The sequence below is a fragment of the Microbacterium hydrocarbonoxydans genome, from assembly GCF_900105205.1.
Classification (GTDB): Bacteria; Actinomycetota; Actinomycetes; order Actinomycetales; family Microbacteriaceae; genus Microbacterium; species Microbacterium hydrocarbonoxydans.
The window spans coordinates 118529-132983 of sequence record NZ_FNSQ01000005.1 but is presented as its reverse complement, the minus strand read 5'-3'; the positions used below and the strand labels follow the sequence as shown (position 1 = coordinate 132983).

Below are 14455 nucleotides of genomic sequence, written 5' to 3'. Positions count from 1 at the left end.
CATCCGGTCAGAGTCCCGGGCGGGCGTCCCTCAGGATATCTGAGGCGTTGCTGGCATGGACCGCAGCGCATCGGGGAGCGTCCGCAGTTCATCCCCAGGCCTCTGGCCTGCTGCTGGTGACGCTCTGGGGAGAGGAAAGCTTCGCTGTGTCGCGCACGAAAACAGGAACACCGTCGCTGCTGCGTCGTACCGTCGCCGGGCTGAGCGCCGTCGGAATCGCTCTGATCGGCCTGGTGGCGATGCCGTCGATGGCCGCCGCTGCACCGAACGCGGCGATCGTCGTGGGCGCCGTCGCCATCGCCCCTGTAGATGCGCAGGCCACGGTGGGCGACCGGCTGACCGTGTCTGGCTCGTGGGATGCCAGCGCTGCCGACCCGCACGCCGGTGACACATTCACGATCGGACTGCCGCCGGAGCTCGCCTTCCCGCAGGCGGTGCCGTTCCCCCTGCTGGGCTCCGACGACGAGGGCAACTCAGTCGTGTGGGGCAACTGCCTCACCGACCCGGCCACGAGCATCGCCACCTGCGAGCTGACGGACGCGGTCGAGGCCACGCCGGAGCTCGTGCAGGGTGCGTGGCAGTTCGAGGTGAAGGCCGCGAACGCGACGACTGCGGAGGGCGTCGAGTTCGATCTCAACGGTGCGACGGTGATCGTCGACCTGCCCGGTACCGGCGGCATCGACGACGGCATCGAGCTGCCGGGCGAGGTGTCCAAGTCCGGAGTCATGAACCAGGACAACTGGTCGATGACCTGGACGGTCGACATCCCCGGCGCGAACATGGTCGGTCAGAACACAGTGACCCTGCACGACACCCTCGGTGCCGGACACGAACTCTGCACGCCCACCGGGCTCAAGGTCGAAACCGTCCGAGGCTCGACGGTCGTGAACGTCACGGGACTCGCGACGACGGTCCCGGCCGCGGGCGCCACCGAGTTCGACGTGGTGCTGACCGCACCCACGTCCGGATTCGACGCGAACGTCACCTATCGCGCGACCTACCAGACCTGCACGCCCGACGGCCAGATCGACCCCGCCGGCACGACGTACGAGAACGCCGCCCAGGTCGAGGGCTGGGGCAGCGCGGGCGCGGGCGTCGGCGAGGTGCGCAACCTCCCGTGGCAGCAGAACCTGACGAAGTCCGGAAGCGTGCTGGGCGGCGCCGACCGCAACGGCAAGGTCGCGTGGACCGTGACGATCCCGGGCGATCAGCTGCTCGGCAAGGATGGCTTCACGATGACGGAAGCGCTCGGAGTGGGGCACCAGCTCTGCACCGACACGATCAGCGGCCTCCAGGTGACGGAGCGCTACGGCCCGAGCAACCGGCTGCAGCAGAACATCACCTCCCGACTGACCGCGACCACCGTGTTCTCCACGGCGCAGGGCTTCCAGGTCCGGTTCGACATCGATGACGAGGACCTCGAGTTCCGGGCCTCCGACTACCGATACGTCATCACCTACACGACCTGCGTCACGTCCACCGACCTCCCCGCCGGCGGCACCGGATACACGAACCGGGTCGACATCGACGGACAGGTCGCCGGCACCACGGCATCCGTCCCCGCCCGCAGCCAGGGTAAGAGCGGCCAGATCAACACGTCCGCCGTCACGCTCGACGGCGTGCAGCACATGCCGCAGACGACCCTGAACTGGGCCGTCCGCATCCCCGGCCAGATGATCGAGGACATCGACGGCCCCCTCACGCTGACCGACACGTTCTCGGCGTCCCAGATGATCTGCGAGGCCGGCGACCCTTCGGGGGGAACGGCTGCGCGGATGAACCTCAAGGTCGAAGCACGCGACCAGATCCAGAACGGCGGTCTCAGCACCGTCGACCTCGCCGCCGACACCGAGGCGACGGTCGACGGCAACGTGATCACGTTCGACATCGATCCCACCGACCTGCCGATCCCGACGGGCACGAGCGACGGCTTCTCGCGGGAGTACCAGTACGTCATCACGTATACGACCTGCACGGCCAGCGGCGGAATGGATGCCAGGGGCACCGAGTACAGCAACACGCTCACCGGCTCCGGCATCAACTTCACGACCACCTCGACCCAGAGCAACTCCGGCAGCGGAACCGGTCAGGGCGTCACCCGCGGGTCCGTCTCGATCGACAAGATCCTGGCCGACACCCCCGGCGCCGAGTTCGTGCCCGACGACGCCGCCTTCACCGTGCACGTCAGGGAGATCGACCCGGCGGGGACCACTCAGAACGAGTACGACCTGCGCGTGCCGCTGACCGGCGCACCGGTGAGCGGACTCAATGCCCGCGGCACCGGATGGACCGTCCAGCTCACCGAGCCCACGTTCCCGTCGATCCCGGGTGTCACCTTCGGCACGCCGGTGTTCGCACCCGGAGCGGGTCTGACGGTGAGCCAGGACGGCACCGTGGCGACGGCATCCATCACTCCGGGGACGAACGTGTCGGTCGCCCTCACCAACGAGGCTCGACTGGGGTCCATCAGTCTCGTGAAGGCGCTCGGGGGGCCGGCTGCCGGTCTCGTCGACGCCGACCGCACGTACCGCGTGACGGCTCAGATCGACACGAGTGCGCTCGGTGCGGGCTTCCCCTCGCAGCCTGCACGCACGGTCGATGTGGTCGCCGGCGAGCCGGTCGTGCTCGCCGATCTGCCGATCGGCGCGACGGTCCGGTTCAGTGAGGCGCGCCCCGCGAACGATGACCGGTTCACCTGGGGAGAGCCCGTCTTCGCACCGGGAAGCGTGACGGTCACGGCGGCTCACGCGGTGACGCCGGCGACGGTCACACTGACGAACACCGTCTCGCGGACGGTCGGCACGTTCTCGATCGTGAAGACGGTCACCGGAGCGCAGGCCGACAACCCGGCCGTGCCGGACGCGGTGACGGTCACGGCTAGCTGGGATCAGGAGGGGACGCCGGGGTCGAAGACCCTGACGGTTCCCACGGACGGCACCCCCGTGCCGCTCGGGGAGGACCTCTTGATCGGGACCGAGGTCACCCTGACGGAGACTCCTCTGTCGGACGGGTCGAGCATCGCCTGGGGCGCTCCGACCTGGTCGGGGACGGGCGTGAGCGTCGATGGGCTCTCCGCGGTCGTGGCCGTCGGACGTACCGCCGACGCGACGGTGACTCTGGAGAACCACGCCGCGACCTCCACCGCCGGCATCAGCCTGTTGAAGGGCATCGCCGGGGAGGCCTCGACCGAGGTCCAGCCGTCGACCGAGTTCCCGGTGACCGCGACCTGGGTCGACGAGGACGGTGATGAGCAGTCTCGGGATCTGACCATCAACGCCCTCGAGCCGACGCCTCTGGGGATCGATCTGCCGGCGGGCACCGTCGTGACGATCACCGAAGGCGCGCGGCCCGACTTCGACACGGTGGTGTGGGGTTCGATCACCATCTCGGGGAGCGGAGTCGCGGATGCCGGAGACGGCTCCGCCACGGTCACGGTCTCCGATCAGCAGGGCGCGGAAGCGCTCGTCACGGTGGTGAATGAGGCGACCTGGGCACCGGGCTCGTTCTCGATCACCAAGAGCATCGCCGGCATCGCCGAGGGCGACGCGGAGGTTCCGGAGTCGGTGACCGTGACGGCGTCGTGGATCGACGGGGACGGGGAGCGGTCCGAGGAGATCCAGGTCCCGACCGACGGCTCGCCTGCGGTGTTCCCGCGGGAGCTGCCGCACGGCACCGAGGTGACGCTGGTGGAGACGCCCTCGGAAGCGAGCGCTCGGTTCACCTGGGCAGATCCCGCGTGGAGCGGGGACCGGGTGACCGCTGCTGAGGACACCACCGCAGTCGTCACCATCGGCGCGGCGGACACGGCCGAGGTGGCCCTGGTCAACACGGCGGTGGCCTCGCTCGGAGAGCTCACGATCACGAAGTCGGTGACGGGAGAGGGAGCGAGCCGCTCGGCCTCGACGGTGTTCCCGGTGACCGTGTCGTGGACCGACCTTCTCGGAGAGTCGCAGACGCGCGATCTCGACCTCACCCCGGGAGAGCCGGCCGTCATCGACGACCTTCCTCTGGGGACCGAGGTGCAGGTCGAAGAGCACGCCGCTGCGCTGCCCGATCAGATCCGGTGGAGCGGTGCGGACTGGAGCAGTGACGCCGACAACGTGTCGGTGAGCACGGATGCCGGAAGCGTCAGAGCGGTCGTCACCGTCACCGGTGAGCCCGGCACGACGGCAGAGCTCTCCCTGGTCAACGAGCTCACGGTGGCGCCCGCGCTGGCCGTGACCGGTGCGGACGCTGCGGCGGCCTGGACGCTTGCGGGCATCGCATCCGTCGCGGCGCTGCTCGGAGCCGCGTTGATCACCGTGCGTCGCCCGCGGCGCAGCTGAGCATCCGGGACCGCATCCGGGATCGCAGGTGATTCGGGCTGGGCATCCGCGCCGTGGGGGCGCGGATGCTCAGCTCGCGTCGATACCGACGAGTTCCGCGCTCTTCTGCCACAAGGACTCCGCCAGCGCGGCGCCTTCGATCCGCGGATTGACGCGTCTGGTCAGCACCCGCTCGTCATAGTAAGCGCCGGAGACCCAGGTCTCGTCGGGGGTTCCCTCGATGAACCAGCTGAGGGTGTCGCCGCCCTTCTCGCTGTTGATGAGGAGCAGATGCTTGAGCGGGGTGCGGTAGACGAACCGCATCACCGTGTTCGAGTCCGAGGCGAAGTTGGTCTGCACGGTGCCGGGGTGGAACGCCACCGAGGTGAGGCCCTCATCGTGGAACTTGGCGTGCAGGCTCTTCGTGAAGAGCACGTTGGCGAGCTTGGCGTCGCCGTAGGCGCGGTTCGCACTGAAGTCCTTCTCGTTATCGAGGTCGTCGATGTCGATACGTCCGAACAGGCGGTGGGCCACGCTCGACGTGTTGATGATCGCGGCGCCGCCGGCGCGCAGCTGCGGGAGCAGCAGGTTCGTCAGCAGGAACGGCGCGAGATGGTTCACCTGCATCGTCTTCTCGAAGCCGTCGACGGTCGGAGTGCGGTCTCCGAAGATGCCTCCGGCATTGTTCGCGAGCACCTGGATGCCGGTATCGCCGACGACCCCGGCGATCGTCGTCGCGAGTTCGCGCACGTCGTCGAGCCGGGCGAAGTCGGCGGTGAACCACTCGGCACCGGTCTCCTCGCCGACCGCGCGCATCTTGTCGACGGAACGGCCGACGAGAATGAGCCGGTGACCGGATGCCGCCAGCTGTCGTGCGGCGGCCGCACCGATGCCGTCCGAGGCGCCGGTCAGGACGACCGTCTTCGGCGTCATGCGTCAGCGCCGGGGAATGTGCGCGGAGGGGTGGAACGCGGAGCGGGTGGACGGTCGGCGAGCGGCATCCGCTCCGGCTCCGGTTCCGGCGCGGGCGCTGACGGGGACTCGGGTGCTGACGCGGAGGGGGTCGACTCGGGTTCGGGCGTCGTGGCGGCGCTCGAGGCCGGGAGTTCGCGGGCGACCTGCTTCTCCAGCACCTGCACGGCCTCGTCGCTGAGCAGGATCAGCCCTTCGAGCTCGTCGCGCACCCGCCGATAGGCGACGTTGCGCTCGGCCTGGGTGGCCGACTCGTCGACGGCGACCTTGAGCAGCTGCTGGGCGCGGTCGAGACGCTTGCGCTCGGGCTCGGTGAAGGTGGAATCACGCAGCCGCCGCGCATCCCGTTCGGCGATCTCGAAGGCGACGGCGTAGGCTCCGACCGCATCCAGGTACTCCGACACCTGCTGCTCGGTCACTCTCGCGTCCGCAGCGTCAGGGCGCAGGGCATCCGCGGTCTTCTTGGCCCGCAGGAACGCGGCGACCAGCGGCTGGCGTCCGTCGCTCATGGCGGGGAAGGCGATGAGCTTCGCCACGTCGAGCTCATAGTCGAGCCAGCGGGCGGTGATCTCGTCGTGCTCGGAGAACAGGCGCTCGAGCAGGTGGTTCGGTGCGACGGATGCCGTCGTGTCGAGGATCTCGGGCTCGGTGCGCCGTGTCTGTCCCCGTGCTTCGAGCTGCGCGCGCTTGAGGTCGGCCTTGACGCGCAGCGTCTCGAGTCGGCGCTCGTGTCGGCGCTTCGCGCTGCGCTCCCAGGCCTTCGCAGCTCCGCCGGCCATACCCAGGATCGGGAAGACGAGCCACCAGTAACTGCCCGCAAAGATCCAGAAACCCCGGATGAACTCGTCCATGATGCCTCAGCCTACTTCTCGCTCGTGGTGCGGCAGGGGCGGACTGTCGATCCGGTCCCGCCGGATGAGTCACCGCTTCGCTCGCCGCCCGTTCCACGCCCCTCGCCGCCCGTCCTCCGCGTCGACTCTGGACGTGGCCGGCAGGACGTGGATCAACAATGGGGGGCATTACACCTTCTGTTACAAGTGACCGATCGTGATCGAAGAGAGGGGATGACGAACGCGCCTGTCATCCCCTCTCTTCGCGCGATCCCATTGGAGCATCGCGTAGACTCTGAGCGGAATCACCGGTTGAGGCACGCCACCTAAGGCGGCCGGAGCTTCGGCGAAGGGGCATCATGGGTCGTGGCTCCTACGCCAAAGGGGTTGCAAGACGTGCCGAGATCCTCGCCGTGGCGCTCGACGTCGTCGCCGAACTCGGCACCCGCAAGGCGTCGAACCGCGAGATCGCCACGAGGGTCGGGCTGACCCAGGCCGGATTGATGCACTACTTCAGCACAAGGGAAGAGCTGTTCCTCGAAGTGCTGCGAGCGCGCGACGAACGTGACCACGAGCAGTTCTCGCCTCCAGGGCGGGGCATCGACGGGTTCCTCGACGTGATCGCGCACAACGCCTCCGTCCCTGGACTCGTGCGGCTGTATGTCGAGTACTCGGCCGAGGCGACGATCGAAGGTCACCCGGCGAGGGTCTTCTTCGAGGAGCGCTTCGCGTGGGTGCGCAGGCTCATCGCCGACGCGGTCGCCCACGACCAGGCTGCGGAGCGGATGGGCCCTGACGTCGACGTCCCCTACGTCGCGGATCTCGTCATCGCCGCTGCAGACGGACTCCAGGTGCAGTGGCTTCTCGACCCGTCGATCGTCATGGCCGACCGGCTCGCCCGGTTGTGGCAGGGGATCCGCGTGGCCTCCTGGCCGACCGTCCTCGCCTGAGGTTCGCGCGGCGCGAGGTTCGTGGGCGCCGGTGCGGGGCGCGCGGCCGAGTTCAGAGGCCGAGTTCAGAGGCCGAGTTTCAGAGGCCGAGCTTCTCCGCGCAGGCGACGCAGTGGGTGGCGAATGGGCGGACCTCGAGTCGCGCTCCGGGAATCGGTCGGCCGCAGTTCGCGCACACGCCGTAGGTGTCGGCGTCCAGTCGGGCGAGTGCGTCGTCGACCTGTCGGAGTTCGGATGCTGCCGCCTCCGCGAGCCCGGTCAGCCGTGACCACTCCGACGAGAGCGTGACGCCCTCGGGGTCGTGCTCGTCGTCGTCGTTCGAGCCCTCCCTGTCGTGCATCAGCTCGGCGAGCGTGGCCGCCGTCGTCTCGACCCGCTCGGCCGCCTGCGTGCGCAGCAGCTCGAGTCGTGTGCGGGCATCCTGGGTCATCCGCTCACTGTAGGCCGAGGTGCCGACATCGAGCCCGCGGCTTGACAGCTGCATGCCCAGATCACACATGCAGGCCGAGAACCCCCGGGATCCGGCCTGCATCTGTGATCTGGGCATGCATGTGAAACGGGGGCACCGGGCCCGGTCGCGGACGTGAGGACAGTTGCATGCTCGGACAACCAATGCAGGCCCAGGGGCCGGGATCCGGCCTGCATCTGTGATCTGGGCATGCATGTGTAGCTGGGGCACCGGCGGACGGGCAGGCATACGGAACGGGGCCAACGACACCGCAGCCAGAGCCTGCCCGAAGAGCCGGACGGCTCAGCTGACGGCGGTCTTCCCCTCCGACTTCTCGCCGGGTGTCACGACGGTGACCGTGTCGGTCCGCACCCCGGGGTGGTCGCGCTCGAGAGCCGCGCCCTCCATGTCGACGTTGGGGAGGATGCGGTCGAGCCACCGCGGCAGCCACCAGGCCGATCGACCGAGCAGGTGCATGAGCGCCGGCATGAGGAGCATCCGCACGACGAAGGCGTCGAGCAGCACCCCGAAGGCGAGCCCGAAGCCGATCGATCGGATGATCGTCGACTCCGAGAAGATGAACCCTCCGAAGACCGACACCATGATCAGTGCGGCCGCGACGACGACCGAGCGCCCGGCCCGGAATCCCTGGGCCACGGCGTCGCGCGCCGAGGCGCCGTGCACGTACGCCTCTCGCATGCCCGAGGCGAGGAACAGTTGATAGTCCATCGCGAGCCCGAACAGGATGCCGACGAGGATGACCGGGAGGAAGCTCAGGATGGGACCCGTGCTGTGCAGGCCGATGATCTCGGCGCCCCAGCCCCACTGGAACACGGCGACGATGAGTCCGTAGGTCGCGAAGAGCGACAGGACGAACCCTCCGGTCGCGATGATCGGGACCAGCAGCGAACGGAACACGACGATCATGATCAGCAGCGAGAGCCCGACGACGACCACGAGGTAGAGCGGCAGGACGCCGGCCAGTGCCTCGGAGATGTCGATGTTGGTCGCCGCCTGGCCCGCCACGCCGAGTGTGATGCCCCCGTCGAGCTGCGGCAGCGACCGGATGTCCTGCACGAGCTTCTCGGTCGAGGCGCTGTTCGGGCCCTCTGCGGGGAGCACCTGGAACGCGAGGAGGGTGTTGTCGTCCGACGTCGCGATGGGTGCGACAGCGTCGACGTCATCCTGGTCGGACAGCGTCTGGGCGATCTCGACCTGTGTGGCGAGCAGATCGTCGTCGCTCACGGCGTCGTCGAGGGTCGCCGTGACTAGCAGTGGCCCGTTCGCACCTTCTCCGAACTGGTCGTCGACGGCGTGGAACGCGCGGTAACTCGTGGAATCGGACGGTTCGCTGGCGCCATCGGGCAGACCGAGGCGCATCGACATCGACGGAATGGCGACGACCAGCAGCACGATGACGCTGACCAGCGCCGTGACGATCGCGCGCAGCGTCGACATCCGCGTGACGGGCTTGCCTGCGGCGTGCGGCTGGCCGATCGTGGCGCGAGCCTTGGCGCTGAGCAGGCGCGTGCCGATCAGGCCGAGGATGGCGGGAGCCAGTGTGATCGCGACCAGCACGGCGACCGCGACGCAGACCGCACCGACCGTGCCCATGAGCCCGAGGAACGGGACGCCCGTCACGTTCAGTGCGAGCAGGGCGACGATCACCGTGGCGCCGGCGAAGACCACTGCGGTGCCGGAGGTGCCGGTCGCGAGGCCGATCGACTCCCTGACGGGCACGCCGTTGAGCAGCTGCTTGCGATGCCTGTTGACGATGAACAGCGAGTAGTCGATGCCCACCGCGAGACCGAGCATCACCCCGAGGACGGGAGTGACGGATGCCATATCGACGACGCCCGAGAAGGCGAGGGATGCCGTCACACCGACCCCCACTCCCGCGACCGCCGTGACGATCGGCAGGGCGGCGCCGATGAGCGTCCCGAGCATGACGATCAGGACCACGGCGGCGAACGCGAGACCGATCGCCTCGCCGACGCCGAAGATCTCGGGGACTCCCTGTGCGATGTCGGTGCCGAAGTCGACCTCGACGCCGTCGATGGGAGATGACTCGAAGTGGTCGATCGTGCCCTGCTTGACCTCTTCGGACAGTTCGAGACGCGGGTCCTCGAACGACACGTTGACGATCGCCGTCGACCCGTCTTCCGAGACGACGCCGATGCCGTCGGCGAGCTCGAGCAGAGTCGATCCGAGGTCGACCTTTTCGGCATTGGCCTCGAGCTCTGCCCGTGACTCGTCGATCGTCTTCTGCTGTGCATCGAGTTCGGCGAGCTGCGCGTTGAGCGCCGCGATCTGCGCGTCCAGGGCTGCGACCTGGTCGGAGGCCCCGCCGGTCTCGGCCTGCGACCGCGCGGCCGTGAGCTGCTCGAGTCCGGCTTCGAGCTGGGTGCGCCCGTCGTCGAGCTGGGTCTGTCCGGCATCGAGCTGCGCCGTGCCACCCTCGATCTGGTCCTTGCCGTCGGCGAGATCCCGCGCCTGCACCGCCTGCTGCTGCTGCGCGTCGAACGGGTCGATGACCGACGCCACGCCGTCGAGATCTTCGGCGTTCGCGGCGAGCTTCGCGATCTCCTGCTTCTGCTGCTCGGTGAACGCGGAGCCGTCAGCGGTGCGGTAGACGACCGTGCCGGTGCCGCCGGCGGTGTCCGGCAGCTTCTTCGCGAGCTGGTCTGTCACCTCGCCCGAGGCCGTGCCGGGGATGTCGAAGCTGTTGCTCAGAGTGCCGCCGAGCGTGAGGAACGCGCCGACTCCCAGGCCGAGGATGATGACCCACGAGACGATCACCGTCCATGCCTTGCGTGCAGCGAACGAACCCAGGCGGAATAGCAGTGAAGCCACGACATCTCCTTCAGACAGATAGATCATACGGGGCGTCTCGTCTAGGGATCTGTGGTTATCCTGAACGTGTGGTGAACGAGCATCGAAGCGGGCCAGTGCGCAGCACGGCTGCCCGCGAGGCGATCCTCGATGCGACCGCGCGGCTCTTCCACAATCAGGGGTACGACCGGCTCACGATCCAGGGGATCGCGAAGGAAGCCGGGGTCGGAAAGCAGACCATCTACAGATGGTGGCCCTCTCGCGGGGCGCTCATCGGCGAATGCCTCGCTGAAGGCCGCCTCATCCCCGTCGACTTCGTCGTGCCGGATACCGGCGACCTCGCCGCGGACGTCGAGACCTGGTTGCGCAGCGTCCTCTCGATCCTCGAGGCCCCGGAGGGCGGGGCCCTTCTCCGTTCGCTGGTCGCGGCGGCGACCGAGGACGCCGGCGTCGGAGCGCACCTCGGCGAGAGCCTCGGCGTGGAGAAGTACCTCACCGAGCGCATCCGTGGCGGCATCCGCGACGGACAGCTCCCCACCGACGCCCCGGTCGAGCAGCTCGGTCGCGCCATCCTCGGGGCGATCATCGTCGAGTCCCTCGGCCGCGAGCACCACGACTCCGAATCCATCGTCCACCTGACCCGCTTCCTCTTCTCACCACGGTCATAGCGTCGACACCGCCTGCCCGCCGGTCTGCGCATCGAGGCCCGATCGGTGCCCGTACGCGAATGAACCCGCATCCGCGTGCCGACGCTGCCGCGCGTGCGACGTGCGCATCCCATCGACCGCGGCATCCACTCGGCTGCGACGGGAAGCGAGCACGAGCTCCGTGCCCGTTCCGCTCTCGTCGACGACGACCCGACGGCTCTCGCGGATGCGGCTCATGGCACCGACGGCGAACCCTCGCAGGAAGCCGCTGCGCGCGCGCCGCTTCACGCCCTCGCGCTGCTCGACATAGTGGTGACGATGAGCGAGCCACCAGCTGCGCATCGCGACCATGCCCTGCACCTGCAGGCTGGCGGTCAAGGTCTGCACCTGCGACACATCCGACGCATGGCCGACCAGCAGCAAGCCGGCGATCGGTGGATACTCGGCGAGGACCGGACGAACGGCACCGAGTCCCCTGGCCACGCCGATCCCGACCTCGCGGAGATCCTTCGCGTAGACACCGCGGAACAGCATCCGCTCGGTGACGATCTGCTCCTGTGTCTGACCCTGCAACCCTCGTCGCTCGTCGATCTGCGCCTGTTCGATCCCGTACTTCACGATCAGCCGCTCGGCGTGTTCGGTGAGCGCCTCGGCTTCTTCAGGCGTCGTGCTCTCAGCCTTCGCCAGCAGCTTGGCGATCAGGTCGAGTTTGGCTTCGGTCATGGCATCCCCCTGGTTCGGTATGCCGTGATCCTTCGCGGGGGTGCCTACATTCGGGCGTCCGCGCGCGGGGATTGTGGATGAGCCTGTGAAGCGGCGCGCGTGTGCAGACGGAGTGCCGAAGCCGGATGCATGCTCAGATCACGGATGCATGCCGAAACCGAGCCGTTCGGGCATGCATCTGTGATCTGAGCATGCAGATGAACGGCAACAAAGGGGGCGGCGGGGGACGAACAGAACCCGGTTCAGCCCAGGATGAGCGTGATCACGGTCGCGCCGCCACCGCCGAGGATGAGGGCGACGATCACGGTCCACGCGATGATCCGGATGCGACGGTTGCGCTTCTCGCCGAGGTCGCCGTAGTCCTCGCTCAGTCCGTCGCCGCTCATGTGCCGACCGGCTCGGCGACCGTCGGGCCGAAGGCGGCAGGCAGGGTCGCCTGCGAGCGCTCGCGGATCTCGGCGATCGGCACCGTGAACACATCCTGCACCTGCAGCTGTGCACCCTCGGAGTCGGTCACGCCGATGCGCATCACCGGGTAGCCGCGGCCTTCGCAGAGTCCGCGGAACTTCACGTCGTCCTCCCGCGGCACGGTCACGATGACACGGCCGGTGGACTCCGAGAACAGGGCGGATGCGGCATCCACACCGTCACGCTCGAGGATCTCGTTCAGCCAGACGCGTGCGCCGACGCCGAAGCGCGAGACGCCCTCGGCGAGAGCCTGCGCGAGGCCACCCTCCGACACGTCGTGCGCCGACGAGATGAGCCACTCGTCACGGGCTGCCGCCAGCAGGCCGGCGAGGCGCTTCTCGCCTGCGAGGTCGACCTTCGGGGGGAGTCCGCCGAGGTGCTGGTGCACCGTCTCGGCCCATGCCGAGCCCGACAGCTCGGTCGAGGTGGTGCCGAGCAGGTAGATGTTCTGGCCCTCGTCCTGCCATCCGGAGGGGATGCGGCGCGAGACGTCGTCGATGATGCCGAGCACGCCGACGAGCGGGGTCGGGTGGATCGGCACGTCGCCGGTCTGGTTGTAGAACGAGACGTTGCCGCCGGTGACCGGGGTGCCGAGTTCGTAGCATCCGTCCGCCAGACCGTCGACCGTCTGCCCGAACTGCCACATGACCTCGGGGTTCTCTGGGGATCCGAAGTTCAGGCAGTCGGTGATCGCGGTGGGGACGGCGCCGGTGACGGCGACGTTGCGGTACGCCTCGGCGAGGGCCAGCTGCGCGCCCGCATACGGGTCGAGCTGGCAGTAGCGGCCGTTGGCGTCGGTCGAGATCGCGAAGCCGAGTCCCGACTCCTCGTCGACGCGGATCATGCCGGCGTCATCCGGGAAGGCGAGGGCGGTGTTGCCGAGCACGTAGTAGTCGTACTGGTTGGTGATCCAGCGCGTGTCGGCGAGGTTCGGCGAGGCGACCAGGTCGAGGAACTGCTCGCGCAGCACCTCGGGGTCGTTCGAGCGGGGCAGCTTCTCGGCGGCATCCGCCTGCAGTGCGTCGATCCACGTCGGGTACGCGACCGGGCGGTCGTAGACCGGGCCGTCGACCGCGACGGTCGAGGGGTCGACGTCGACGATGCGCTCGCCCTGCCAGTCGATGATGAGGCGGCCGTCTCCGGTGACCTCACCGAGGACGGACGTCTCGACGTCCCACTTCTTCACGACCGCGAGGAAGGCGTCGAGCTTCTCGGGCGCGACGATCGCCATCATGCGCTCCTGCGACTCCGACATGAGGATCTCCTCGGCCGTGAGCGAGGGGTCGCGCAGGAGCACGTTGTCGAGCGAGACCTTCATGCCGCTGTTGCCGTTGGCGGCCAGCTCGCTCGTGGCGCAGGAGATGCCGGCCGCGCCGAGGTCCTGAATCGCCTCGACGAGCTCGTCGCGGTACAGCTCGAGGCAGCACTCGATGAGCACCTTCTCGGCGAACGGGTCGCCGACCTGCACGGCGGGGCGCTTGGTGGGTCCGGTGCTGTCGAACGAATCGGATGCCAGGATGCTGGCGCCGCCGATGCCGTCGCCACCCGTGCGGGCGCCGAACAGCACGACCTTGTTGCCGACGCCGGTGGCGTTGGCGAGCTTGAGGTCTTCGTGGCGCAGCACTCCGACCGCGAGCGCGTTGACGAGCGGGTTGGCCTGGTAGACGGAGTCGAAGACCGTCTCGCCGCCGATGTTCGGCAGACCCAGGCAGTTGCCGTAGAAGCTGATGCCGCTGGTGACGCCGTGCACGACGCGGGCGGTATCGGGGTGGTCGATCGCGCCGAAGCGCAGGGCGTCCATGACCGCGACCGGACGTGCGCCCATCGAGATGATGTCGCGGACGATGCCGCCGACGCCGGTCGCCGCACCCTGGAACGGCTCGATGAAGCTCGGGTGGTTGTGGCTCTCGGCCTTGAAGGTGACGGCCCAGCCCTCGCCGACGTCGATGACGCCCGCGTTCTGGCCCATGCCCACCATGAGGCGTTCCTTCATCTCGTCCGAGACCTTCTGGCCGAAGCGGCGCAGGTAGTTCTTCGACGACTTGTACGAGCAGTGCTCCGACCACATGACGGAGTACATGGCCAGCTCGCCGGAGGTCGGGCGGCGGCCCAGGATCTCCTTGATGCGGGCGTACTCGTCGTCCTTGAGGCCCAGCGCTGCGTACGGCTGCTCCTTCTCGGGAGTCGCGGTGGCGTTCTCGACGGAGTCGGGGACGTGCTTGTGGGCAGGTGCAGGGGCGGTGGTCACGCGCACTCCTAGATGAGGGGCCGGCGGGGCATG

10 protein-coding genes are annotated in these 14455 nt (G+C 68.6%); 3 read left to right on the top strand and 7 right to left on the bottom strand.

Translation table 11 applies throughout. The annotated features are described in order from the left end of the window. Positions 1 to 146 precede the first annotated feature (146 nt). On the top strand, positions 147 to 4325 hold the full coding sequence (locus tag BLW44_RS00855; RefSeq protein ID WP_060927950.1) for a DUF5979 domain-containing protein: 4179 nt from the start codon (positions 147 to 149) through the stop codon (positions 4323 to 4325). A 69-nt stretch (positions 4326 to 4394) separates the two neighbouring features. Here the strand turns inward: BLW44_RS00855 and BLW44_RS00850 are convergent, their stop codons facing one another. Beyond that, a complete protein-coding gene (locus BLW44_RS00850) occupies positions 4395 to 5237 on the bottom strand; it encodes an SDR family NAD(P)-dependent oxidoreductase (protein WP_060927951.1) in 843 nt (280 codons plus the stop codon). Continuing rightward, positions 5234 to 6127, bottom strand: coding sequence for a hypothetical protein (locus BLW44_RS00845; RefSeq protein WP_060927952.1), 894 nt, complete (start codon positions 6125 to 6127; stop codon positions 5234 to 5236). Before BLW44_RS00845 ends, BLW44_RS00850 begins: the two co-directional genes overlap by 4 nt. 338 nt (positions 6128 to 6465) lie before the next feature. Between BLW44_RS00845 and BLW44_RS00840 the strand changes: the two genes are divergently transcribed. Beyond that, a complete protein-coding gene (locus tag BLW44_RS00840) occupies positions 6466 to 7056 on the top strand; it encodes a TetR/AcrR family transcriptional regulator (RefSeq protein WP_060927953.1) in 591 nt (196 codons plus the stop codon). A 79-nt stretch (positions 7057 to 7135) separates the two neighbouring features. Here BLW44_RS00840 and BLW44_RS00835 read toward each other — a convergent pair whose 3' ends face one another. Together BLW44_RS00835 and BLW44_RS00830 are read right to left on the bottom strand one after the other, a co-directional pair. Next, positions 7136 to 7486 (bottom strand): TraR/DksA family transcriptional regulator, encoded by a 351-nt coding sequence (locus BLW44_RS00835; protein WP_060927963.1) that lies wholly within the window; start codon positions 7484 to 7486, stop codon positions 7136 to 7138. Between the two features lie 321 nt (positions 7487 to 7807). After that, the gene (locus BLW44_RS00830) at positions 7808 to 10357 is read right to left on the bottom strand and encodes an MMPL family transporter (RefSeq protein WP_082724605.1); all 2550 of its coding nucleotides are present in this window, start codon (positions 10355 to 10357) and stop codon (positions 7808 to 7810) included. Positions 10358 to 10428: 71 nt separating this feature from the next. On the opposite strand from BLW44_RS00830, the gene BLW44_RS00825 reads away from it, so the two are divergent. Further along, entirely contained in the window at positions 10429 to 11004 is a 576-nt protein-coding gene (locus BLW44_RS00825; RefSeq protein ID WP_245647461.1) for a TetR/AcrR family transcriptional regulator, read from the top strand. Here BLW44_RS00825 and BLW44_RS00820 read toward each other — a convergent pair. The 3 genes from BLW44_RS00820 to purL form a co-directional block, all read right to left on the bottom strand. Continuing rightward, positions 10999 to 11706: a DUF2786 domain-containing protein gene (locus BLW44_RS00820; protein ID WP_060927955.1), complete on the bottom strand. Its 708-nt coding sequence runs from the start codon at positions 11704 to 11706 to the stop codon at positions 10999 to 11001. The genes BLW44_RS00825 and BLW44_RS00820 overlap by 6 nt on opposite strands. Before the next feature lie 242 nt (positions 11707 to 11948). Beyond that, the gene (locus BLW44_RS17890) at positions 11949 to 12092 is read right to left on the bottom strand and encodes a hypothetical protein (protein ID WP_157519610.1); all 144 of its coding nucleotides are present in this window, start codon (positions 12090 to 12092) and stop codon (positions 11949 to 11951) included. Continuing rightward, positions 12089 to 14422 (bottom strand): phosphoribosylformylglycinamidine synthase subunit PurL, encoded by a 2334-nt coding sequence (gene purL / locus BLW44_RS00815; protein ID WP_060927956.1) that lies wholly within the window; start codon positions 14420 to 14422, stop codon positions 12089 to 12091. The genes BLW44_RS17890 and purL overlap by 4 nt, the downstream gene beginning before the upstream one ends. Positions 14423 to 14455 lie beyond the last annotated feature (33 nt).